Source organism: Arenibacter hampyeongensis, from assembly GCF_002909255.1.
In the GTDB taxonomy this organism is placed as follows: domain Bacteria; phylum Bacteroidota; class Bacteroidia; order Flavobacteriales; family Flavobacteriaceae; genus Arenibacter; species Arenibacter hampyeongensis.
Genome location: NZ_PIOB01000005.1, coordinates 25310 through 50588, shown reverse-complemented (window position 1 = coordinate 50588; position 25279 = coordinate 25310). Strand labels below are relative to the sequence as shown.

Sequence of the window (25279 nt, the reverse complement as noted above, 5' to 3'; positions counted from 1 at the left end):
TGGAGTGCCCTAAATACCCAATATTACCTTGGCGATGGAAAAATATATCAAAATTCCGAATATATCATTACTGGTTGTAATAAATGGTCCAGTAGCAATGGCGGGATCTATGCCCCTTTTGTGCAAAAAAATTGGTATAAAAGTCCCAATGATCCCAGCTACTACGGTTACCGTTATCAAAGAAATGGAAATGGCCAGGGAGGTAAGAAAACTGCCTTTCCAGATCCAGGTAAAAAACAATAATATCGTCGCCAACACAGCTCCGTTAAGCAGTGCCAACAACATTTCTTTTAAAAGTCTACCGGCAATACTCCCCTTTAAATCGTCATTGGCCAGACCCTGAACCATAATGGCGCTGGATTGTACCCCAACATTACCGGCCATGGCCGCTATAAGAGGTGTAAAGAAGAAAAGCACGCCGTAATCGCTCATCAGGGTCTCGAAACCTCCCATTATGGCTGCTGCCCCTACACCTCCCAAAAGGCCAAGAAACAACCATGGTAATCTGGCGCGGGTCAGGTCCCAAATACTGTCATCCGCTTCCACATCTTGGGAAATACCGGCTGCCAATTGATAATCCTTTTCTGCCTCTTCCCTTATAACATCTACAATATCATCTATAGTAATACGGCCTACCAACCTACCAATTTCATCGATCACAGGAATGGCTTCCAAATCGTATTTGGACATAATTCTGGCGACTTCCTCGGGCTTTTCATTTACATTAACGGCATCTACCTTGGGAATATACACTTCACTTATATGGGTCTTTGTAGAGGTAGTCAACAAATCCTTTAAAGAAAGTCGACCTTTAAGTTTACCTTCATCATCTACCACGTAAATGGAATGCACCCTGGTTACGTTTTCTGCCTGTGCCCGCATTTCCTTTACGCAGGTAAGCACGTTCCAGTTCTCATTGACTTTGACCAACTCCTTGGCCATAAGTCCACCAGCGGAATTTTCGTCATAGCGCAAAAGGTCTACAATGTCCTTGGCATGCTCCCTGTCCTCCAATTCGGAAATTACTTCTTGGACCATTCCCTTGGGCAACTCCCCAATGATATCTGCGGCATCATCGGTATCCAACTCATCCAATTCTCCCGCAATTTCCTTAGCCGAAAGGTTGGCAAGGATGGCCTCCCGAACATCAACATCCAACTCCGTAAGGGTTTCCGATGTTTTTTCGCTATCGAGAAGTTTAATTAGATAGGTAGCATGGTCCTCGTCCAATTCGTTGATGATCTCCGCCACATCCGCATAATGCACCTCATCCAAAAGCGCAGACAATTGCAAGTTCTGCTTGCTGTCTATTAGCTGCTCTATTTCAGCTAAATATTCCTCTGTGAGTTTAAATGGTATCATTTGCTATCTTCTGTGTCAACGAAATAAAGTCCTCAACGCTCAATTGTTCCGGACGAAGGCCAAATATAGCATCTTCTTTGAGAACATCGGAAAGATTAAAGGTTTTTAAACTGTTGCGAATCGTCTTCCTACGTTGGTTAAATGCGGCTTTCACCACCTGCTTGAAAAGTCTCTCATCCACTTCCAAATGGAAGTTGGACTTTCTTATGAGCCTTAATACTCCCGACTGTACTTTTGGCGGAGGATCGAAAACCTGTGGGGATACTGTAAACAAATATTCTGCATCGTAATAGGCCTGTACCAATACTGAAAGGATGCCATAAGCCTTACTCCCTTCCTTTTCACAGATCCTTTCCGCAACCTCTTTTTGAAACATCCCAGTAAACTCCGGAATCTGGTCTTTAAATTCCAACATCTTAAAAACAATCTGCGTGGAAATATTGTAAGGAAAATTACCGGTTATGGCAAACTGCTCTTCCCCAAAAAGGGTCCAAAGATCGTACTTTAAAAAATCGGCCTCCAAAACCTTAAACTCTCCTTTGCGCTGCATTACCTTATTGTGTTCCAAAGGGAAACTGTGGTTTAGGTAAATTATGGAATCCGCATCTAGATCCATGGCCACCAAATCTATATCTTTTTCCAACAAATATTTGGTAAGCACCCCGGTACCAGGCCCAATTTCTATGACATTGCGGTATCCGTCCAAGGTTAGCGTGTCCCCTATTTGTTGGGCAACAGACTCATCTTTTAAAAAATGCTGGCCTAAATGTTTTTTTGCCTTAACGGGGCTTTCTTCCTTCCAAGGTCTATTGAACTTCTCTTTTTTGGAATGAAATGTCTTTTTCCCTTTTTTGCTCATGGCGCTGCGTAATAATGTAATACAATTAGTGTTCGCTAATGATGGCCAGCTCTGTCCGAAAAGCAACAAACTTACCGGAAAAGAGTTCCATCGCCTTTTTACGCAGTCTTTCTGCATCCTCGTCGTAATATTTTTGAAGCGTTTCTTTTGAATCGGTTGTATATTGAATGGAATAGGTAATGCCACCCATCTCCTCCTCCACCAGCACTTTGGTCATCAACGCTTTGGAAAATTTTCCGGTGTCCAACATCTCTGGGATATGAACCTCCTTCATCCAGGACAACCACTCCGTCTGGATCGATTCCTCAATATTCATTGTAACATTGTATATATACATGATATTTCTTTACTTTCCCGAAAGGGAATACTTATATTATTTTAAAGATTGGCCAGGATTTTTGGACAATTAATTTATACTGTCTCCCCTAAGCATCCTGAAATTCTTTCTGGCCTGTGGAAAATAGTAACTATCCTGATAATTATAGATGATTTTCTCATAATGTACCTTTGCCTTTTCAGGTTGGTTTAAGATAATGCGGTACAATTCCGCCAAGGCAAAATTGGCATCATCCGCCAAAATATCGCTGGCATAAAATTCCACTATTTTAAGATAGTTAAATTCTGCCTTTTCATAATCCTTTAATTCGGTTAAAATTTGTGCCTGTTTCATAAGGGCCTCATCCTCAATTTTCTCCCCTTTATGATTTTGTAGGATATCCTCCAATAGCACAACGGCATCCTTCTTTTTATTTTGATACGCCAAAAAGTCGGCACGTGCATATTTTTTTAAAGCTGTTTGGGTAGAATCTTCCAAGGAGTTATCGGAAATCAACAAGCTCAATTGCATGGCATCATTGGCGATTAATTGGGAGGTTGAGCCTCTAAGGACCTTTAATTGGGTCAGCGCCCAATCGAAATCCCCTTTATAAAAACTGGTTTGGGCCACCTTAAAACGGGCCTCCTGACCCAATACATCATTTTTAAGGTCTTTCTGTATTTGGGAAAAATAGATCAAAGCCTGATTAAATTTTTGATCATATACCAAAATATCGCCCAAGGTGCTTTTAATATAGGATTTGCCATAATTATTCAAAGGCAGCTCCAAACTCTGACCGAGGATTTCAATGGCCGGTTCCGCGGTATTTTTATTAAACGTCAAAAATTTGGCATAGGCAATTTGTAGCTGCAAGGTTTCCATTTCATAACCGTGAACCTCCAGTAAGGCATCAAATTTTCCTTGGACCCTTTCCAGTACTTTATCATCACTATCCAGTAAATCTATTTCAATTAGGCTTAGTTGGGCATCCAAGGCCATCACGGCATCGGCACTATTTTGGGAAATATATTCAAATATTTCCTTTGCAGTTTCCAGTTCCTGCTCTTCCAATGCCATTTTTCCCAAGCCCTGTAGTCGTTGTAAAGAATTTTCTCCCCCTCTTTTGTAAATGGCCTTTTCTTGACTAAAGGCACTTTTATATTGTTTTTGCTGAACAAAAAGCCAACTCAACAATTCGTTCCACAGAATATCCGGGTTTTTTTGGGCATTCTGAAGTACTACTTTTTTGAATTTTATGTTATTGGGATTATCGGCATCGGAACTAATAAAATCGTTAACATTTCGAAGAACATTGGCCTGGGAAGCTTTGCCTTCACTAATTAATTTTAGGTAGGAATCGTACATTTCCTCTATGTTGCCCTGCTCCCCATAGATTCTTGCCTTTTGAAAATTATAATCCAATTGTGGGTTTAACTCCATGGCGAGGGAATACGCCTTTATGGCATAGTCCAACAAAGCGTATTTTTGAAATCTATATCCAAGGCCATATCCAAAATTTGGATTTTCGTTTATTTTTTGGAGCGCTGCGTTGTAATACTCCGTAGCCTTTTCCGGCATATCCTGTAAGGTGTAATTGTAGCCCAACTCAATGAGCATAGTGGGATAAATATTTTGTCCGTCCACGGCCTTCAACAAGAATTCTTCTGCCTTATCATATTGTTCCAATTGCTGATAGCACGCAATTAAACCTTCCCCATAATCGGTCCGCATTGGATTTTTGGCGACCAACTTCTCATAGAACACTACCGCCTTATCATAGGCGCCATCTTCAAAATACTGTTTTGCCAAGAAGTCTTCCTGCGAAAACAAAGATTGGGAACAGATTAGTAAAAGAATATAAAAAGGTAGTCGCAAGAGGTCTTTTTTTTCAAAGATACGCAGAATGTATAAAGTGTGTGTTAATGGCAATATAAAGAATTATCAGAATCCAAAACTTTAAATTCACCTTAGATTTAAGATGTAACTTTGTATATAATTTATATTGATGAAACTTTTAATTGCAGAGGACGAACTTTCTTTACAACAATCCATGGTTACCTATTTGGAAAAGGATGGGAACGTTTGTGAGTGTGCGTCCAACTATGAGGAAGCCATATACAAAGTATCGCTATATGATTACGATGTAATTATTCTGGACATCAATTTGATTACGGGAAGTGGTTTGGATGTCCTAAAACAACTGAAAAAAGAAAAGAAAAAAGCTGGTATAATAATTATTTCCGCCAATAATTCTTTGAGCGACAAACTTGAAGGTCTGGATTTGGGGGCAGATGATTATATAACCAAGCCCTTTCATTTGGCAGAGCTTAATTCGAGGATAAAAGCTGTACTGAGAAGAGGTAAATTTGGGGGCGACGAAAGTATTACATTTAATGAAATACGAATAGATACCAGGGCTAAATCGGCCTACATAGCAGACAAACCAATGACCCTCACCCGAAAGGAATACGATCTGTTACTTTTCTTCGTTACCAATAAAAATAGGGTGTTGTCCAAAGAAATTATTGCAGAACATCTATGGGGCGACAACAGCGATTTGGCCGATAATTTTGACTTTATCTATGTCCACATCAACAACCTCAGAAAAAAGTTAACGTTCGAAGGTGCAAAATACATCAAGACCGCATACGGAAGTGGTTATAAATTTACAGAAGAATAAAACTTGATCAAGAAGAATATTAAAATACCGTTGTTAAAGCAGGCTTCCAAAACATTTTTTTGGGCAAGCTTGCTATTAATGGTCATTAGTACCTTTGCGCTCTACTTTTACGTAAGTTGGCTTCTTAAGCAGGAAGTGGAAGAGGAACTGTTTTCAGCAGAAGCGAGAATAGAAAGCGCGCTTATGGCGGGAAAACATCCCAGTTCCTTGGCACCTATAATTGAGGTTGTTGAGGTAGACCACCCACAAGCAACATTTACCAAAGACACGGTCATATACGACCCCTCCCAAAATGAAATGGAATTGTTTAGGGAATTATCCACCTACAAGAATATTAACAGCAAATTTTACAAGATATCGGTGCGTGTTCTTGTTGTAGAGTCCAACCAAATTTTATGGGCCATTATCCTTTCTTACATAGTTATAATCTTCCTAGTTTTTATTTTCCAATTTTATCTAAATAAATCCTACAACAAGAAGCTATGGTATCCGTTTTTCCACAATTTGGAACAGATGAAAACATTTTCCTTGTTGTCCAAAAAACCAATACAGTTTCTGGACAGTGAAATTCTTGAATTTTCCGAATTGAATAAAGAGATTACCCTATTGACAGTTAAAGTGAAGGACGATTACGAAAACTTGAAACAATATACAGAGGATGTTTCCCACGAACTTCAGACCCCGCTGGCCATAATACAGGCCAAAATTGAAAATATAATTAACGATCAAACGGTAACCGAGGTACAATTTAACCAATTGACATCTATACAAAAGGACATACAGCGCCTGACGCAATTAAACAAACGTTTGACCCTGTTGACCAAGCTGGAGAACCAACAATTTACGCACAAAGAAAATATTGACATTACTGCCATAATAGACCAAATAATTGCGAATTTTAGTGAGATATCCTCAATTGCCCTATCACTTCAAAAAACCAACAACATTGTGGTCAGCATGGATCCGTATTTGGCAGAAATATTGTGCACAAACATTATTTCCAATGCTATAAAATATAACACCAATAGTGAGCCAATAACCATAGTGGCGAATGAAATGGCCATTACTGTGTCCAATTTTGGCCTTAAGCCAATTGCCAATCCACAACATCTCTTTACGCGATTTTATAGAGAAACCAAGGAAATAAAATCGACTGGACTGGGTCTCGCCATTGTAAAAAAGATATGTGACCTATACGGTTACCACGTTTCCTATAAGCATGTAAACGACCATCATTGTTTTTCAATAGATTTTGTTACAGCCCCGGCCTCCAATGAATAAAAATGCCCTAAGAGATAAGCTTTAAATTCTCTTTAGATTACTCTGTTACTTTTCCTCAATTTTGAATTTAGAATGAAAATGAAAACCTCTCTTTTAATACTATTTATACTACTTGGCCTTACAGCCGTTTCTGCACAGAAAGCCATCGGTATCACTGGACGATTAGTAGATTTGGAGACTAATGTGACTTTGCCATTTGCCAACGTATCGGTAAACCGTTTTTCCGACAATGTTTTGGTGACAGGAGCCGTTACCGATGATGATGGAAGGTTTTTTATTGAGAATATCCCAATAGACACCTATACTATTTATTTCTCCTATTTGGGATATGCGGGGGCAACGCAAAAAATAGTCACCGGAGGTCTAAACACCGTGTTCGATCTGGGCCGAATAGCATTATCCCCGGACGCAGAAATGCTAAATGAAATAGAGGTTACCGGAAAACAGTCAACTACCAATTCTGAGTTGAATAAAAAATCCTTTAATCTAAGCGACAATATTGCCCAAACTGGTGGTTCTGTGCTTGATGCCATGAAAACCATGCCCGGAGTAAGTTTTGATCAAGAAGGCAAAGTAATACTTCGGGGAAGTGACAAGGTGGTTATTTTAATCGACGGTAAACAATCCAGTCTCACCGGATTTGGGAATCAAAAAGGATTGGGCAATATCCCTGCTGCCAACATAGACAAAATTGAAATAATCAATAATCCATCAGCCAAATACGACGCAAATGGATTTGCAGGAATCATTAATATTATTTATAAAAAAGAAAATAAAACCGGGCTTAACGGTGATGTAGGACTTTCCTTTGGTATCGGGGCATTGGACAAAAAGAAGGAGGATACCAAAACCGATCTTGGATCCTACTCCCTTAACCCAAAACTTATTCCCAGCCTAAATTTCAATTACAAGACCAATAAATTGAATTATTTTGTACTATCGGAATTTATTTTGCAGGAGGCCCTGCCAAATAACGAGTTTACAACCCGACACTATGATGATGGCAGAAATACCGTTTCCCAAGTACCGGAAAACCGCCAACAGTTCAGAGCAATTATTAATGGCGGTCTGGATTGGGAACTAACAGAAAATGATGCCATTACCCTTTCCGGAACGTACGATCGTGAAAAGCACATAGATACATCACAGGTGGCATTTATAAATCTGAATACCACTAACCGGGAAAGGTATTACAATTGGCAGGAAGAAGAAATTACAAGTTATGTCAATGTTGCCGTTAATTATAAACATAAATTTTACAAAATAGGACATACCCTTAGTGCCTATTTACAATACACAAAAGGCCTGGAAGATGAAAGTTATTACCTGAACGATAGCTCGGCCGTTAGGGTAGGAAGGGATGCCACCAATATCCTGGCCATTGAGCATACAACAAGCTTATCCGCAGATTACTCCAGGGCTTTGAAACACGGAAAAATAGAATTGGGAACCAAGGCCAGAATCAGAAGATTACCCGTGGAGTATACTATAACACCCGGGAACAATAGTATTATTTATCCCAATATGGGGGCATATTCCGATTGGGGCGAAAATCTATATGCACTTTACACCAACTATTTGTTGGAACAGGAAAAATTTGACATTGAAGCCGGGCTGCGTGCCGAACACACGGATGTTTTTTACAATATAGATCCCGCAAACAGCTACTACCTGAATAACGACGCCTATAACTACTTCGAACTTTTTCCCAGCCTTAGATTCACCTATAAAGTCAATGATTACAACAAACTCTCCATTTTTTACAATAGGCGGGTAGACCGGCCGGGCGAACCGGAACTCAGGATTTTCCCAAAATATGACGACCCGGAACTCCTAAAAGTGGGCAACCCTTATCTAAGGCCTCAATTTACGGATGCCATGGAACTTGCCCATAAATACAGCTGGGGAAAGGGCTCCCTTTTTTCGGCCATTTACCACAGAATGATCATGGATCAATATATGCGTATTTTTAGCATAGACGATTCCAATCCAAATTATGATATTGTAAACAAAATATATCAGAACACTGGTAATGCCACCAATACGGGTATAGAACTCCTGGTAAGTCAGGACATTACCCAAAATTGGAAATTATCCGCAAGTTTTAATTGGTACGTAAATAGCATAGACAACTATACCGGCACTTTATTATTTCCCTATGTGAGACCATTTTTTATTGAAAAATCATCCGATAATGCAGCGGATTTTAAAATTAACAATGAAATTAACTTGCCAAAAAAATGGGCTCTTCAGTTTACCGGACTTTACTATTCAGATAAAAATATCCCTCAAGGCAAAGAACTATCAAGATCCTCGATCGATGCGGGCCTAAAGAAAATTGTTTGGGACGGTCATGGAGAATTTACACTATCTGCTTCCGACATCTTAAACACCTTTGGCCTGAGACAAGAAGTGAAAAGTGATGGCTTTACAGCATTATATGAAAACTATTTTGAAACACAGATTGTAAGAGTCGGATTTAAGTATAAGTTTTAGCACTCCAATATTTTCCGAATGGCAATGAAATCAATTTTAATTGATCTCTCTTATTTGTTTTTGCTTTCGCAAGAGCTCATTCACAATCAAAATGGACAAAATTGAAAGTAGGACAGCTGAGGCACCAAAAGTCCCAAGATTTAATCCGCCCTTTTCCAAGGGTTTTGTAAGTAAGTCGCCAAAAGTGGCCCAAAATGGTCTTGTTAAAATAAAAGCAACCCAAAAGAGTAAAATAGTAGATACATGGGTGTAAAATTTCAAGAATACCACCCCCAGCAGCAATAGGCCTATTAATAATGCCCCTCCAGCAAAACCTAGACCAGAATCATCTGCAAGATAATCGCCCAAGGCCGTGCCCAATGTGTTGGAACACAAGATGGCCATCCAGTAAAATAGCTCAGGCCTAAAGTTTGAAATATTGGATACTTCCAATGACTTTTCCGTCCTCCACCAAACCAATAAAACGGTCATGAGACACAAAAAAAGCAGTAATGATCCCTTTGCATATCCCAATCCAAGGGTTCTATCCATATAATCCGAAATGGTAGTACCCGCCGTACTGGTCGAAATAATTACCAGCCAATAAATTAGCGGATTGTATTTTTTTGATTTTAGTTGAAGTATTAATGTTACCAAAAAAAATCCGAGCAATATAACAGAACTAAGCCCATAACCTATCTTTAATGTCGTGGAAAGCAGGTCTCCAGCGGTTTCCCCAAAGGTAGTTGCACATGTTTTCATTACCCAAAAAACCAGGGTTACTTCGGCTACCTTTTTCATAAGCTATTTCGTTTGGTATAAATAATTAAAAAGAAGCCGTAAAAGTGATTCCGATAGCTTCATTGGTATAGAAGGGCGCTAAGATTGCAGTTGTAGTAGTTTCACTACCCCTCTTAAAAATTTTATTTCGAATACTGGGCATTAACCAATAGGCAATTTTTGTACTCATCATTCCAATCCCTGCACCAGCCACAACATCGGTTAACCAATGCCTATCATTGTAGACCCGAAATAATCCAGTCCCGCTAGCGACCAAATAACCCGCAACCCCAATCCATATAGAAACCGACTTGTATTCTTGATATAAGAATTCCGCACCCATAAAAGCAGTTGCCGTATGGCCTGAAGGAAAGGAATTTAAAGAACTGCCGTCCGGTCTTTTTACCTTTGTTATGGACTTTAACGCCAAGGTACTTGAACTCATTATAAGGTAAGATGTGGCTAGGATAATGGTCCTGTCTTTAAAATCATTTTTTCCCTTTACCCCTAACAAGTTTAAACCGTATACGGATAGGGCTGGTGCATATTGAGAGAAATTGTCGATGGTTATATTTCGATCTATATGCTCATTCACCTCTTCTTTAATTTCAGAATTAAACAATTTTAAACCATCACTTTCAATCCCAACAATACCGTATGTGATTAATGAAATAGGTACCATAAGGCTTTGATATTTAAACTCATGTTTACTGGGAAAAGTTAAACTATCATGACTTGATTGCTGGGCCATAACGGGTGTAACAACCCAAATTGTGCATATAGATGCCAAGAATACCAAATGGTTGAATTTCAAGCCTTTATAGTTTTAAATAATACTTTGGAATTCAAAACTAAACCCAAATTCTTTTTTAAATCTAAAGTCATAGATCAAAGAATCTTAAACTTAGGACAAACTCCCCTGAACTACACAACTTTAAGTTTCCCTTAGATTTCTAATCTAATTTTATAGCATAATTATTCTATCGTTCCCAAATATGTGGCAAAAAATATTCCCTGACCGATTTGCACTATTAAAAACTTTTATCCTTATTTTTCTAAGCTTATCTTTTATGGTTAGGATGGTATTCCTGATTTGGAGCTTTGGGGAAATTGACACCACAATTGGAACATTACTCGCAACTTTTTGTATCGGATTTCTGTTTGATGTAGGCACCATCTCGTTCTTTGCATTGCCTTACTCCATTTATTTACTACTAATGCCCCAAAAGTTCCACGGAAGAATTGTAGACAGGTGGATCACATATGTAGCTTACACTATAGGTTTAATGATATTTCTATTTTCTTTCTTCGCAGAGATCACATTTTGGGACGAATTTAAAAATAGATTCAATTTTATTGCGGTCGATTATTTGGTTTACACCTATGAAGTGGTCAAAAACATCAATGAATCGTATCCAATCCCCTATCTGGTTACGCTAATCCTAATTGCAGTTGGAACCTTAATTTTTATTACATACAAAAAATCGGTCTTCACCAAAACTTTTAAAAGCACTACCATCTTTAAGGCCAAATTGTTACCATTTTTGCTTGTTTTAGGCATAACAATTATTTCTGGCTTATTTATTAAGAACAAACATGCAGAACAGTTTGCCAACAGGTATAATAACGAGCTGTCCAAAGCTGGAATTTATTCGTTCTTTGCCGCCTTCAGGAACAACGAACTTTCATTTACTGATTTTTACACTACTATAAATACTGAAAAGGCCTTTGAACTCGTCAAAGCATCCTACAGCAATGAAAAGTCAACTTTTCTAAAACCAAAAGAGTATTCCATACTTAGAACAATCCACAATACGGATTCCATCTCCAAACCCCTTAAACCGAACATTATTTTCATATGTATTGAAAGCTTGAGTAGCAAATACTTAAATTCCCTTGGCGGTGATTATAACATTACCCCAACCTTGGACAGTTTGGCCAATAACAGCATATTTTTCACCAATCTTTACGCCACCGGAACAAGGACTGTTCGCGGCATGGAAGCCATAACCCTATCCATTCCCCCTACACAGGGTAGGAGCATTGTTAAACGCAAAGACAATACGGATCTATTCACCATTGGAGAAGTTTTTAAAAATAAAGGATACAGCCGAAATTTCTTTTATGGTGGAGATGGTTATTTCGATAATATGAATACTTACTTTGGCGGCAACGGATTTAATATAGTGGATAGGGGCAGAGGATTTCTGTTGGATAAGAGTATACAAACCACACGAACCAATATTGAGGATGAAGAAGTGACTTTTGAAAATGCATGGGGTGTCTGCGATGAGGACATTTATAATAAAGTAATTAAGGAAGCCGATTTGGCACACCAAGCCAATAAGCCATTTTTTGATTTTGTAATGACCACTTCCAACCACAAGCCCTACACCTATCCAGAGGACAAAATAGACATTCCTTCCGGTACCAGCAGGGCTGGAGCCATAAAGTATACCGATTTTGCCATAGGGGAATTCCTGAAAATCGCCAAGACAAAGCCATGGTATAAAAACACTATACTTGTAATAATGAGCGATCACTGTGCCAGTAGTGCCGGAAAAGGGGAACTGGATATAAACAATTACCACATTCCTGCTATGATCTACAATCTACCGAACATTCCTCCACAAAGATTAAATAAACTTTGTTCCCAGATAGATATCTTTCCCACGGTATTTTCGTTATTAAGGTGGGATTACACCAGTAATTTGTTCGGGAAAGATATTTTTCGCATGAAGCTGGAAGACGAAAGGGCATTTATAGGCAATTACAGAAAATTGGGCCTTTTAAAAGGAAACAAAGTAATGGTTTTGGGAGATCAAAAGAAGGCCAACTTTTATGAATGGAATCCCACCAACAATAACCTATCTTTAATTCCTACGGACAAGAATTATCTGGATACCACTATAGCGTTTTATCAAGTAGCCAATTATTTATACACCCATAAAGGCCTTAGGACAAAGCAATAAGCATTTTGAAAAATATTCATTTTATTATTAATCCCAAAGCAGGTTCAGGCAATAATATTTTAGATATTGACTTCCTTAGACCATTTTTCCATGCAACTGATTATAGCCTGTGCGTTAAATATTCAAAATTTAAAAAACAGGCGATTACACTGACAAATAATTCCATCAAAGAAGGAGCCCAGACCATAGTAGCCTGTGGGGGAGATGGTACCATCAATGAGATTGCCTCCTGTTTGGTTGGTACAAACATAAAACTGGGTATAATCCCTATAGGATCTGGAAATGGCCTTGCCTCACACCTAATGATTCCCCAAGTCATTAAAAATGCCATTGAGATAATTAAAAATGAGGATGTTTTGACCATTGATGTTGGAAGAATTAATGAACAATATTTTTTTAGCAACACTGGATTGGGATTTGATGCCCATGTCATAAAAAACTATGAAGCCTTAAAAAAGAGAACCATTATAGGTTACATTAAGGCCTCCTTTAAATCTTTTAATGAGTATAAAAGGGAAAGGGATGTAAAGATATCCATTGATCGGAACCATGTCATACTAAACCCATTTCTAGTATTTGTCTCCAACTCCAATGAATTGGGATTCAACATTAGTTTAACGCCCAAAGCCTCCTTGATGGATGGAAAGTTGGACGTACTTATAGTTCCTGAATTAAGCAAATTAAAAATGCTTTTGTTCGGTGCCTTAATGTTGATCCGCAAGTCCCATTGGCTTAAGGAAATTAAGACTTATCAAACCAAAAATTTACAAATCCATAGGAGTGGGGGTTTATTTCTGGACTCTCAAATAGATGGAGAATTCCATTTGGTTGAAGACAAAATTATAAGCATTTCCGTCTTGGAGAAATCGTTGGGTATTCTTGCCCCCAAAAACATTGAGCCCCAACTTTAATTTATCTTTAGATTCTTTAATTTTATTTACGCCTCCCAATGGGTATGCCAGTCGCACACCTTTTAACGGCTTTTGAAATGATCTCTATTTTGAACAATGCTATTTTAATAATCCGTCAATATCCCAAGTCACCACTTTTGATAATCTTACTATTCCTAAGTATTTTAAGGCTATCTGCACAAGATAAAACAATAACAGACATAGGTAATGTTTTATTGATAGCCTTGCCGGCATCTTCATTGGGCAGTACTATAGCTATTGGGGACAAACAGGGTACTTGGCAGTTTACCAAAGGATTTATCTTAAACCAAGCACTGACGATAGGACTAAAAGTGGCCATAGATAAGCCAAGACCGGATTTAAGCAATAATTCTTCATTTCCTTCCGGGCATACTTCAACCACCTTTCAGAGTGCAGCATTCATTCAAAAACGCTATGGATGGGAATACGGTGCGGTGGCCTATGCACTTGCAGGCTTTACCGGCTATACTAGATTACAAGGGGATAAACATGACGGTTGGGATGTGTTGGCAGGGGCCATAATAGGTGTTGGCAGCTCCTATATTTTTACTACACCGTACCAAAAAAACCACATGAAAATTAGCTTCAACAGCACCAATGGCAACTACCTTTTGGGCTATTCATATAAATTTTAAACCAGCCGATATTAGTTTATTTTATCAAAACCGGTATATGGAACAAGAACATCAGGAATTTTTATTCCGTCTGCCGTTTGATAATTTTCCAATATTCCGGCCAGCACCCTTGGCAATGCCAAGGAGCTACCATTTAAGGTATGAGCCAACTGGCTTTTCCCATTTTCGTCCTTATAGCGCAATTTCAATCTATTGGCCTGATAAGTTTCAAAATTGGAAACGGAGCTGATCTCCAACCAACGATCCTGGGCGGTGGAAAAGACCTCAAAGTCGAACGTAAGGGCAGAGGTGAAACCTAAATCCCCTCCACAAAGACGCAAGATCCTATAGGGCAGTTTTAATTCACGTAGGATATCTTTTATATGTTCTACCATACCATCCAAGGCTATGTATGATTTTGATGGGTGTTCCACACGAACTATTTCTACCTTATCAAACTGATGCAAACGGTTTAATCCGCGTACATGTGCACCATAGCTCCCTGCCTCCCTCCTAAAGCAAGGCGTATAGGCAGTGTGCGTAATTGGAAAGTCATTCTCGTTTAAAATAACATCCCTAAAGATATTGGTTACCGGCACCTCCGCAGTTGGAATTAGATATAGGTCATCTTCCCCTACATGATACATCTGACCTTCTTTATCCGGCAATTGACCGGTACCGTAACCAGAGGCCTCATTTACCAAATGCGGCACTTGAATTTCATTATATCCAGCCGCTGCATTCTTGTCTAAAAAGTAAGAAATAAGTGCTCTTTGCAATCGGGCTCCTTTGCCCTTGTACACCGGAAATCCAGCGCCGGCTATTTTAACCCCCAATTCAAAATCTATAATGTCATATTTCTTTGCCAACTCCCAATGGGGAATTGCACCTTCCATTAAGGTCGGTACGTCCCCTTCCCTAAAAATCTCTTCATTATCCTCCTCTGTGCTTCCCGCAGGAACTGATGTATGTGGAACATTTGGGATTTGGTACAACAAGTTTTGAAGTTCCACAGCTGTTGAAGTCAATTCCTCGTTCAGTTCTTTTGACTCTTCCTTTAAACTCCCTGTACGTTCCTTTAAAACATTGGCTTCCGCCGCCTTACCACTTTTGTAAAGGGCTCCTATTTCCTTGGATATACTATTGGATTCAGCCAGGGTATTATCTAATCGTGTTTGCAGTGAACGCCTTTTTTCATCCAATTGAAGTACGTTTTCAATAAGCGGAAGAGCGTCAATATTACGCTTTTTTAAAGCTTCTACAATTTGTTCCTTATCTTCACGAATAGCCTGTAACTGCAACATTTTTTTAAAATTTTATCGTGCAAATTTAACCTAATCTTCCGAATTTAGGCATAAATTTAGCCTAGATATAAAATGCAATTCTAAAAACTATGGTTTTTGAACATCTGGCATTAAATGTAAAAAACGTCCATGATATTAAAGATTGGTATGTTGCCAATCTGGGGTTAAAAGTAGTTAGCGAACAAACGGAAGCGCCTTTCATGACTTTTTTTGAAGATTCATCCGGACGGGTAATGCTTGAACTTTACCATAGACCTGATGAGGAAATTACAAATTTCAAGCTTAAGCACCCGCTTACCTTTCATATGGCATTTGTGTCCAAAAACGCTGAAAGGGATAAAATTAGATTGTTGGATAAAGGGGCCAGTTTTGTAGAGGAAATCAAAAAGGCCGACGGGAGCCATTTGGTGATGCTTCGCGACCCCTGGGGCATTCCCTTACAATTGTGCCATAGAGCCAAACCGTTCTCATAAAACTATATACTTAACCATTTTGGCTATTCTTGTGGTGTTGATGGCAAAATCCAATCATTGTGTTTAAAGTGGTTCCAGGTTACCTTGCCCAGATCAATATCTGGAGAAATAAATTGTTGGTAAGGTTTACCATTTACACTCACCCTAGAATTTACATAGACAGAAATTTCCTCTCCCTTTTCCTTATATTCCTGTTTTAAGCGTTGGGAAAATTGCCACATAAAATCCGGATAACAGGCTATTTTATTTTTCTGTGCCTTTGTTAGATATTCGTCAAAATTTACCAAAAACGAATTTTTGGTTGTACTGCCCACTATTTTAATCGACGTAATTCCGGTACGGCTCCGCAACATCATTCTCCAACTCATACGGTGGCCCTCCTCTGTCCATAAAACATCGTCCTTTATAAAATAATGCCGTATAGGTAATACCAATTGAAATAAAAAATAAATGAACAAAATGCCCAAAACCAGCTTTCTTTTAGGAGGCACAATAACTTCATCTTCCTGATACGTTTCCTTATCCTTAAAAAATATTTTCCGAATTACCTCCGGCCCAAAAAAGAATACTGAAAATGCCAGTGCCAAATACGGAAAAATGCCAATTTGAAAAACGATGGAATTAAATAAATGAAAGAAAATCGAAGCAACAAATGCCCATTTTCGAGTGGGTTTCCATAAGAGGGCCGGAACAATCAATAAATCGAATATAATGCCCGAAATACCTACTATTTTATGAAGCAAAGGATCCTGTAGGAGTCCACCAATTACGGGGTAGCTCCTTTTGTTTTTAAAAAGTATCTCAATAATACTGAAATCCAGCCAGTCGCCGTACAACTTTGCAAAGGAGGCGTAGGTGTAAACGATTAGGAGCTGCAAAACAATTACCCACTTCACAAACGCCGGCATCTTAATGGCCCTAAGGGAAGGATTATTTTTGGCGTCCAGGGAATAATTGCCATTAGCCGGTAAAAAGGCCATTATGGTAGAAATCAGTATCAATAGATAATAGTGATTGTTATAGGCTGTTTTTTGCATAAGGTAAACCCCTGTCCAAAGTAGGGCAAAAGCAATAATGCTATATCGGTACTTATAGCCCAGAGCAATGCAAATTCCTAAGGATCCCATCACAAAAAAATAAAAATACATACCAAGGCCCGGTAGTGGTTGCAACCATTCAAAACCGATGAAAGTGAAGGTAAATTGCGGGTCTATTAGATTTCTTTTAACCCAACCCGTAATAATGGCCCCGTAGCATTCCAGACTGACCAAGATGCCAAAAAATATCCTAAAAATAAGGAGCGGACTATTATCGATTTGCTTAAAAAGAAATCGATCAAACATTTAGGTGGAGATTATGGAAAGGGAGGTCTTCCGATCTTTTTTCAATTGTATCTTTAGTGCATCAACCGAAGCAAACTTTTGTTCGTCCCTAATCCGGTCTATAATATCTATCTGGATTTTTTTTCCATATAGATCCCGATCAAAATCGAAGAAATTAATTTCGATGCTTTGCTTTTTGCCATCCACTGTTGGATTAAACCCGATGTTCATCATTCCATAAACGGTTTTGTTATCCATAACACTGCTCACTACATATACCCCATTCTTTGGTATTAGCTTGTACTCTTCCGGAATGGATAAGTTGGCCGTTGGGAAATCCAATTTACGCCCCAAGCCTTTTCCTTTCACAACAGTGCCCGTTAGCATATACTTATATCCCAAATATTGATTGGCCGTTTTCAAATCTCCCTCCTCCAAAGCTTTTCTAATCTTAGTGGAACTAACAGAAACGTCGTCGATTTCTTGGGCGGATATTTCTTCCACTTCAAAATCCAGGGCATTTCCAAAGGCCATTAGATCATTTATATTGGCATTCCTATTTCTTCCAAATCTATGATCATACCCTATAATGATTTTCTTGGTCTTTAAATCATTGACCAAAATATCCCTGACAAATTGGGTGGCCGATAAGCGGGAGAACTGCTTGGTAAATGGGTGTATAATTAAATAATCTATACCTATGTCCTCAAAAATTTTAACCTTCTCATCTATAGTATTTAAAAGTCGAATAGAGACATCCTTTTGAAGGACCATTCTGGGATGGGGGAAAAAAGTAAGCACTGTAGATTTTAGTTCCAGTACTTTGGCATTATTTATGAGACGTTCCAATATTTTACGGTGGCCGATATGCACACCATCAAAAGTGCCGATAGTAATGGCAGTAGGGTGCGCTTTGTCGTAATTGGAGATGCTTTGAACTGTTATCACAAATTGGAATAATAAAAAAACTTATCTTTGAGTTTGTACAAAAACCCGCTTGATGGTTGTAAAATTACGTCTTGTTTTTTCAATATCCATATTTTTTCTTTGCTATTGCGGATTTGGGCAAACCAAATATTGGCAAAAAACCGATTCTAGAAGTAATCGGTCACATAGACAAATAGAATTGTTGGAGGTAAAACACGGCGCCACATATTCATTGCAAAAAGATGTTTTTGTCAATGAACTTATGTCTACCCATATTAATAAAGCTTCCAAAATAGTTAGTTTTCCCGATGAAGACGGCGAATTAATCCCCTTTGTTGTTCAGGAAGCCTCCGTACTTTCACCTGAGCTTTCCAAAAAATACCCACAAATAAAATCTTATATCGGTAAGGGTTTAAATAATGCCAATAATAGGGTTCGGTTTAGTGTTTCCCAGAATGGCATACAGAGCATGATCGTCTATGGGGACAGCAAAAGTGCCACTTTCATGCAGAAGATATCAAATACTGATGACGAGTATTTAGTGTACAGCAGGAAGGATGCGTATATGATGAATACCAATTTCATTTGTGAAACCCAATCGCTAATTGAAAAAGAAAAAGGACCCTCTGCCTTAAAATTGGTAGACGGCCAAGTCCTAAGAAAATTCAGGGTAGCCATTTCTGCCACGGGGGAATACACGGAGTTTCACGGAGGTACGGTACCAAATGCCCTGGCTGCCATAAATGCGACCGTTACGAGGATAAATGAAATTTTTGAAACCGATTTGGGAATCAGTTTGGAAATTGTTGCCAATACAGATCAGGTAATTTACACCGATAAGGAGACAGACCCCTATGGGTCAAATCTCAATTCAGAAGTACAGAACACCTTAACAACGGTTATAGGTCCTGAGAACTACGATGTAGGCCATTTGTTTCAAAAAGATGAAAATGGTGGAAATGCCGGCTTTATAGCCTCGGTATGCATAGATTCCCGTAAAGGTAGTGCCTATTCTTCGGCATTAATTCCACAAGGGGATATTTTTGATTTGGATTTTGTAGCCCACGAAATGGGACATCAATTTGGAGCAAACCACACATGGTCCTTTGAATCCGAAGGTACCTTGGTACAGGCAGAACCTGGAAGCGGAACAACGATAATGGGCTATGCCGGAATCTCCGGCAGCAATAATGTTGCCCTGAACGGAGACGACTATTTTCATTATTACAGTATTTTTCAAATCTTGGAATACATTAAAACTACCAGTTGCGGACAAGAAATTCCAATTTTAAACTCCCCTCCCACTATAGTTTCTTCCGGAAACTTTACTATTCCAAAATCTACCGCCTTTATGTTAACGGGGAATGCCTCGGATCTGGATATGGACGATATACTTACCTACAATTGGGAGCAGATCAATGATGGAATAGTTACCCACAATACCTTTGGGCCAACCAATCTTAGTGGTGCCAACTTTAGATCCCTAAAACCCACGGTAAAACCCTCCAGATATTTTCCAAGACTAAGCAGTATAGTAACGGGCAATCTTACCCAGACCAATCCCAATGTAAATACCACATGGGAAACGGTTTCCAATGTAGAAAGGGAACTGGATTTTGCACTTACGGTAAGGGACAATTCCTTAGGAGGAGGACAAGTAGCTTCGGACCTTGTTAAAGTAACTGTAATAAACAATGCAGGGCCATTTGTTGTAACCTCCCAATCTACCAATGAAATTTATACAGCAGGCACCAGACAAGAGGTTGTTTGGGATGTAGCCAATACCGATCAAGGCCCAGTGAATGCGCAAAAGGTAGACATCTTCTTTTCTGCCAATGGAGGCGCCTCCTTTCCCATAAAATTGGCCGATAGTGTACCAAATGATGGACAACAGGATATATTAATTCCAGGATTTGCCACACCTTCTGGCCGAATAATGGTAAGTGCACACGATAATATTTTTTTAGCGCTAAATTCCTCCAATTTTACTATTACCGCATCAGACATTGTATTGAATTTTGCCCAATTGGAACACGAGGTCTGTCAAGGCAACGATTTGATCGCGCCATTTACCTATCAAACATTTAATGATTTTTCTGAAGAGGCAACATTTTCTGCTACTGGAATGCCGCCAGGATTGTCCATAGATTTTTCGCCAATATCCGCGGTAGTGAACGACACGCTAGTGGACATTACCTTTTCCAATACCGATCTGGTAACTCCTGGAAATTACCCCATAACCATAGTGGCTACCTCGGCAACGAACACCAAGGAGGTTGTTATTGATGTAAAAATATTGGAAAACACATTTTCAGATGTTGTGTTACAGTTGCCCACTAACGGATCTACTAGTGCGCGTATTGCTTCCTTATTGGAATGGGAATCCAATACTTCCTTTACTTCCTTTGAGGTTGAGATTGCCGATGACGCCGCCTTTGCCAATATCATTGAGACGGCAAGTGTCATTTTCAACTCTTATATAACCACCAATTTGGTGGAGGAAACCACTTACTATTGGCGCGTTAAACCTAAAAATAGTTGTGGAGAGGGGACCTTTGGTCCCGCATTTAGCTTTACTACCTTAGAACTTAATTGTGCTTCGGAAGCAGCAAAGGATTTGCCACTGACCATATCGACAACCGGCGCACCTACAGTTACTTCTGTTATTACACTCTTGAACGACCTGCCTATTGCAGACGTAAATGTTAACTTGGACCTAACCCATACGTTTCTTGCGGATTTGGAAATAAGCCTGATTTCGCCCGCAGGTACCCGAGTAATCCTCGTTTCCAATTCCTGTGGAGGAAATCAGGATATAATGGCAACCTTTGACGATACGGGAAATAGCTTTATTTGTGGAACAAACCCGGCAATTCAAGGTATTGTTAGACCCCTTGGATCCCTGGGAGCGTTCAACGGGGAATCTACCTACGGGGATTGGATATTGGAAGTAAAAGACATAGCGGCATCGGATGGGGGAACAATAAATGCCTTTTCCTTGGATATCTGTGTAGAAGGTACCTTTAGGGTGGATGAGGATAAAGATGGCGTTTTTGATGATGGCGATGACCTATGCCTCAACACCCCATTGGGGGCTTTGGTGGACTTAAGCGGTTGTCCCGTTTATTTATTCCCAGTGGACAATTTTGAAGTGGAGATCAATAGTGAATCCTGTAGCAACCAAAATAATGGCTCTGTTCGCGTCGTAGCCAGTATAAATATGGATTACGAAGTTACACTCACTGGTACAGGAGTTAACAAGAGCAGTAATTTTACCAATTTCTATTTTGAGCAAGGCCTTGCGGCCGGAACTTATGAAATATGCATTATAGGTACGGAGGATGACAAAGTATACGAATCTTATTGTTTTCAGGTAATCGTTACCCAACCCCCTCCTTTGAGCGTGACCTCCAAACTTATTGCAGACGGAAATCAAACCCTATTGAATATGGAAGGAGGCAATTTGTACAATGTTGAATTAAATGGAATTGTAACTCAAACCAAATCTTCAAGTATTATATTGGACCTAAAAAAGGGAATTAACCAAGTTAAAGTAACTACCAATCTAGCTTGCCAAGGCGTATTTGAAGAACAATTGGTGCTCATTGACGAGCCTTTGGTATTCCCCAACCCATTTGAGGAGGAAGTTACACTGATGTTCAATAATGGCCCGGATAGCGTAAATACCAAAATTTTTAGTTATAATGGTCAGTTGATCAGAAATAAGGATTATACCCTCTCTAGCAATGAAATTAGGATTGATTTCTTGGGATTGCCATCAGGTATTTATATCCTTAAAGTAAAGGGAGAGGGGATAAATAGTACTTTTAAGGTTGTAAAGAAATAAGCGGATGAAACCAATAGCCATATTTTTATGTATTTTGGCCTTAGTGGGATGCGGAGGAAAAGATTCTCCAAAACCACCATTGTCGGCTCTTTTGGTCTTTCCTCAAAAAAACTCCGAATGCACAACGGGACAAGATGTAACTGGAACCAATACGTCATTGGTGGAGTTTAGGTGGCAAACTTCGGACCACACAGAATCCTATGAATTAAGGGCTACCAATTTGAACAGCAATACCACCCAAACCATTGTAGTGAAAAGTAGCTCGGCAAAATTACCAATTGTAAAGGGAGCCCCGTATTCTTGGTTGGTAATTTCCAAAAATACCAAAGTATCGGAAACGGCAAGAAGTGAAACCTGGCGATTTTATAACGCCGGTGTAGAAACCACCCACGCCCCTTTTCCTGCAGAAGTTATAGCACCCAAAACAGGGACCAACATATCAAAGGATCTTAACAACGAAGTTCTTTTGGATTGGGAAGGTGCGGATGTGGATAATGACCTAGAGGGATATGAGGTATATTTTTCAACAGAAAACCCACCAACCACATTGATTACTACCCTTACCTCAGGAAAATCGGATTTTAAGGTAAGTGTATTGGCAAATACGGTTTATTATTGGAGAATAGTGACCATGGACAGGGAAGGAAATACAGCTACGAACAGCGTTTCCGAATTCAAAGTACGCTAGGATGGCATATTAGCTGCCGTTAAATTCGTTCATTGTTCTGTTTACCCCGGACAATACGAAAGAACGGACTAGTTCTCTGATGCGCTCAAAGCGCTTTACCAATGCATCCCTTTCCTCTTGGCTCCATTCCCCTAGGACGTAATCTATTTGTTTACCTTTTCCAAAATCCGAACCAACACCAAAACGCAGTCTGTTGTAATTGGTGGTAAGTAAGTGCTCCTGAATATCCTTTAATCCATTATGGCCGCCATCACTTCCTTTTGTCTTTAACCGGATTGTTCCAAAAGAAAGATTAATATCATCTGTAACGATCAACAAATTTTCAATGGGAATATTTTCCTTTTCCATCCAATATTTTACAGCCTTCCCACTTCTGTTCATATAGGTAGACGGCTTTAGGCACAATATACTCCTACCCTTGACCTTGAATGTACCTACATCCCCCAACTTGGCAGTTTCAAAGTTAAAATCTTCTTCCCGCGAAAGGGAATCCAAAATTTTAAAACCAATGTTATGGCGGGTTTCGGAGTATTCTTCCCCAATATTTCCAAGACCTACAATTAAAAATTTCTTCATACTGTCCAATTCGTCCAACAATGACCCGTTCCCTTTAAAAAATGACTTAAAAATGTGGAACATTGTTCTCTTTTAGGAATTCATAAAAATACAAAAGCATCCCGCAGTTACGGGATGCTTTTTACAATTATTTTAGATAAAATCTATTCGTTACCACCTTCAGCTGGTGCTTCTGCAGTAGCTTCAGCTCCTTCTTCAGTTTCTTCATCCTCCTCTTCTGTCAAGACCGCATTACGTGCAGCTTTAACCTGAACAACAACAGTGTTTTCTGGGTGAAGGATAGTAAACTCATCTTTTAACAAGGTAGAAACGGCAATATTTCCACCAATTTTTAATTTAGAGATATCAATATCAAAGAAATCAGGCAAATTATCAGGCAAAGCCTTGATTGCAAGCTTTCTTTTTCTGAACAATAATCTACCACCATTTCTCACCCCAGGAGAATTACCCAACAACCTTACAGGAATGTCCATAGTAACTTCCTTATCCTTGAACAACTGATAAAAGTCTACATGTAAAATGCTATCGGTTACAGGGTGAAATTGTATATCCTGCATTACCGCATTGTACTTTTTACTGCCTTCCAATTCAACCACAACAGTATGTGCGTTTGGAGTGTACACTAAATCTTTGAACGATAGTTCCTCAGCTGAAAAGTGTAATGGTTTTTCCCCTCCGTAAATAACGCAAGGAACCTTTCCAGCATTACGTAAGGCCTTTGTTGCTTTTTTGCCTACGCTTTCTCTTTCTGATCCTTTAATTGTAATTGACTTCATTGTATGTATTAAATATTAATTAATTTACTCTCTTATTCTTGTTACTTACATCAGAAACTTGGAACTAATGGAAGTATTGTGATGTACTCTGTGCATAACATCGGCAAACAACTCTGCACAGCTTATTACCTTAATTTTTTTACTTTCCTTTTTAAGTGGGATGGAATCCGTTACAATTAGCTCCAATAATTTGGACTTTTCAATTTTCTCATAGGCATCCCCTGAAAGAAGTGCGTGGGTAGTAATTGCCCTAACGCTTAAGGCTCCCCGCTCCATCATTAAATCAGCTGCTTTCGTCAAAGTCCCGGCAGTATCTACCATATCATCTACCAAAACCACGTTTTTCCCTTGTACGTCGCCTATAAGTTCCATGTGTGAAATTACATTGGCTTGCGCCCTTTGTTTGTAACATATAACCACATCACAACTAAGCGCCTTCGAATAGGCATATGCTCTTTTGGAGCCACCCATATCCGGTGAGGCTATAGTCAGATTACCTAGATTAAGACTATTCAAATAGGGTAAAAACAAAGTGGAAGCGAACAAATGGTCCACCGGCTTTTCAAAAAAACCTTGTATTTGATCGGCATGCAGATCCATGGTAATAATTCGAGTAGCTCCTGCTGCTTCCAACATTTTGGCCACTAATTTAGCTGCAATTGGAACCCTTGGTTTGTCCTTTCTGTCCTGTCTGGCCCAACCGAAATAAGGCATTACCGCGGTTATGTGCCTTGCAGATGCCCTTTTGGCGGCATCCAACATCAACAACATTTCCATCAAGTTCTCCGAACTGGGATTGGTAGAACCAATAATAAATACGCGCATTCCGCGAATAGATTCTTCGAAGGAAGGCTGAAACTCTCCGTCACTATATCTAGAAAAAATAACATTGCCCAAGCTGGATCCAAAAGATTCCGCTATTTTTTCAGATAGCTTTGTACTTTGGGTACAGGTAAAAATTTTAGGCTCCGGTACTTGATATGGCATTGTTAACGTATTGTTTATTAGTTTATTGGAACTCCTTTTTATAAGGAGGTGCAAATTTAGAAATTAATTTGGGTTGCTATAGTATAAATGTTGTTATTTTTTTGCTGA

21 protein-coding genes are annotated in these 25279 nt (G+C 39.2%); 9 read left to right on the top strand and 12 right to left on the bottom strand.

All coding sequences use genetic code 11. The features are described 5' to 3' along the window. Positions 1–9: 9 nt before the first annotated feature. From mgtE to CWD91_RS13490, 4 genes are all read right to left on the bottom strand, one after another. Positions 10–1362: a magnesium transporter gene (gene mgtE, locus CWD91_RS13505; protein WP_192877670.1), complete on the bottom strand. Its 1353-nt coding sequence runs from the start codon at positions 1360–1362 to the stop codon at positions 10–12. Beyond that, positions 1349–2221, bottom strand: a complete 873-nt coding sequence (gene rsmA, locus CWD91_RS13500; protein ID WP_103441497.1) for a 16S rRNA (adenine(1518)-N(6)/adenine(1519)-N(6))-dimethyltransferase RsmA — start codon at positions 2219–2221, stop codon at positions 1349–1351. Before rsmA ends, mgtE begins: the two co-directional genes overlap by 14 nt. 25 nt (positions 2222–2246) lie before the next feature. Beyond that, entirely contained in the window at positions 2247–2558 is a 312-nt protein-coding gene (locus CWD91_RS13495; protein WP_103441496.1) for a DUF4286 family protein, read from the bottom strand. 69 nt (positions 2559–2627) lie between these two features. After that, positions 2628–4412: a tetratricopeptide repeat protein gene (locus CWD91_RS13490; protein WP_103441739.1), complete on the bottom strand. Its 1785-nt coding sequence runs from the start codon at positions 4410–4412 to the stop codon at positions 2628–2630. A gap of 130 nt (positions 4413–4542) precedes the next feature. On the opposite strand from CWD91_RS13490, the gene CWD91_RS13485 reads away from it, so the two are divergent. The 3 genes from CWD91_RS13485 to CWD91_RS13475 all read left to right on the top strand — a co-directional run bounded on the left by CWD91_RS13485 (position 4543) and on the right by CWD91_RS13475 (position 8994). Next, complete coding sequence (locus CWD91_RS13485) at positions 4543–5217, top strand: response regulator transcription factor (RefSeq protein WP_103441495.1); 675 nt, start codon at positions 4543–4545, stop codon at positions 5215–5217. Between the two features lie 3 nt (positions 5218–5220). Then, complete coding sequence (locus CWD91_RS13480; protein ID WP_239985778.1) at positions 5221–6498, top strand: sensor histidine kinase; 1278 nt, start codon at positions 5221–5223, stop codon at positions 6496–6498. Between the two features lie 72 nt (positions 6499–6570). Continuing rightward, positions 6571–8994 (top strand): outer membrane beta-barrel protein, encoded by a 2424-nt coding sequence (locus tag CWD91_RS13475; protein ID WP_103441493.1) that lies wholly within the window; start codon positions 6571–6573, stop codon positions 8992–8994. A gap of 36 nt (positions 8995–9030) precedes the next feature. Here the strand turns inward: CWD91_RS13475 and CWD91_RS13470 are convergent, their stop codons facing one another. Next, a complete protein-coding gene (locus CWD91_RS13470) occupies positions 9031–9774 on the bottom strand; it encodes a COG4705 family protein (protein WP_103441492.1) in 744 nt (247 codons plus the stop codon). 25 nt (positions 9775–9799) lie between these two features. Next, entirely contained in the window at positions 9800–10435 is a 636-nt protein-coding gene (locus CWD91_RS13465; protein WP_317045616.1) for a phosphatase PAP2 family protein, read from the bottom strand. Between the two features lie 388 nt (positions 10436–10823). Here CWD91_RS13465 and CWD91_RS13460 point away from each other — a divergent pair, with 388 nt between their 5' ends. The 3 genes from CWD91_RS13460 (at position 10824) to CWD91_RS13450 (ending at position 14292) form a co-directional block, all read left to right on the top strand. After that, positions 10824–12725 carry an LTA synthase family protein gene (locus CWD91_RS13460; RefSeq protein ID WP_317045615.1) on the top strand — a complete coding sequence of 634 codons (1902 nt, stop codon included), beginning with the start codon at positions 10824–10826 and terminating at the stop codon, positions 12723–12725. A 5-nt stretch (positions 12726–12730) separates the two neighbouring features. Continuing rightward, positions 12731–13636: a diacylglycerol/lipid kinase family protein gene (locus CWD91_RS13455; protein WP_103441489.1), complete on the top strand. Its 906-nt coding sequence runs from the start codon at positions 12731–12733 to the stop codon at positions 13634–13636. 77 nt (positions 13637–13713) lie between these two features. Continuing rightward, positions 13714–14292: a phosphatase PAP2 family protein gene (locus CWD91_RS13450; protein WP_103441738.1), complete on the top strand. Its 579-nt coding sequence runs from the start codon at positions 13714–13716 to the stop codon at positions 14290–14292. A gap of 11 nt (positions 14293–14303) precedes the next feature. Here the strand turns inward: CWD91_RS13450 and serS are convergent, their stop codons facing one another. Beyond that, positions 14304–15575, bottom strand: a complete 1272-nt coding sequence (gene serS / locus CWD91_RS13445) for a serine--tRNA ligase (RefSeq protein WP_103441488.1) — start codon at positions 15573–15575, stop codon at positions 14304–14306. Between the two features lie 89 nt (positions 15576–15664). On the opposite strand from serS, the gene CWD91_RS13440 reads away from it, so the two are divergent. Continuing rightward, positions 15665–16048, top strand: coding sequence for a VOC family protein (locus CWD91_RS13440; protein WP_103441487.1), 384 nt, complete (start codon positions 15665–15667; stop codon positions 16046–16048). A gap of 23 nt (positions 16049–16071) precedes the next feature. On the opposite strand, the gene CWD91_RS13435 is transcribed toward CWD91_RS13440, so the two are convergent. After that, entirely contained in the window at positions 16072–17391 is a 1320-nt protein-coding gene (locus CWD91_RS13435) for an HTTM domain-containing protein (protein ID WP_103441486.1), read from the bottom strand. Further along, positions 17392–18318: a bifunctional riboflavin kinase/FAD synthetase gene (locus CWD91_RS13430; RefSeq protein WP_103441485.1), complete on the bottom strand. Its 927-nt coding sequence runs from the start codon at positions 18316–18318 to the stop codon at positions 17392–17394. 52 nt (positions 18319–18370) lie between these two features. Between CWD91_RS13430 and CWD91_RS13425 the strand changes: the two genes are divergently transcribed. Further along, positions 18371–22144 (top strand): reprolysin-like metallopeptidase, encoded by a 3774-nt coding sequence (locus CWD91_RS13425; protein ID WP_103441484.1) that lies wholly within the window; start codon positions 18371–18373, stop codon positions 22142–22144. 4 nt (positions 22145–22148) lie between these two features. Continuing rightward, entirely contained in the window at positions 22149–22832 is a 684-nt protein-coding gene (locus tag CWD91_RS13420; protein ID WP_103441483.1) for a hypothetical protein, read from the top strand. Between the two features lie 9 nt (positions 22833–22841). On the opposite strand, the gene pth is transcribed toward CWD91_RS13420, so the two are convergent. The 3 genes from pth to CWD91_RS13405 all read right to left on the bottom strand — a co-directional run bounded on the left by pth (position 22842) and on the right by CWD91_RS13405 (position 25171). Further along, positions 22842–23471, bottom strand: a complete 630-nt coding sequence (gene pth / locus CWD91_RS13415; RefSeq protein ID WP_239985777.1) for an aminoacyl-tRNA hydrolase — start codon at positions 23469–23471, stop codon at positions 22842–22844. An 80-nt stretch (positions 23472–23551) separates the two neighbouring features. Next, complete coding sequence (locus tag CWD91_RS13410; RefSeq protein WP_103441482.1) at positions 23552–24184, bottom strand: 50S ribosomal protein L25/general stress protein Ctc; 633 nt, start codon at positions 24182–24184, stop codon at positions 23552–23554. A gap of 45 nt (positions 24185–24229) precedes the next feature. Next, positions 24230–25171: a ribose-phosphate pyrophosphokinase gene (locus CWD91_RS13405; RefSeq protein ID WP_103441481.1), complete on the bottom strand. Its 942-nt coding sequence runs from the start codon at positions 25169–25171 to the stop codon at positions 24230–24232. Positions 25172–25279 lie beyond the last annotated feature (108 nt).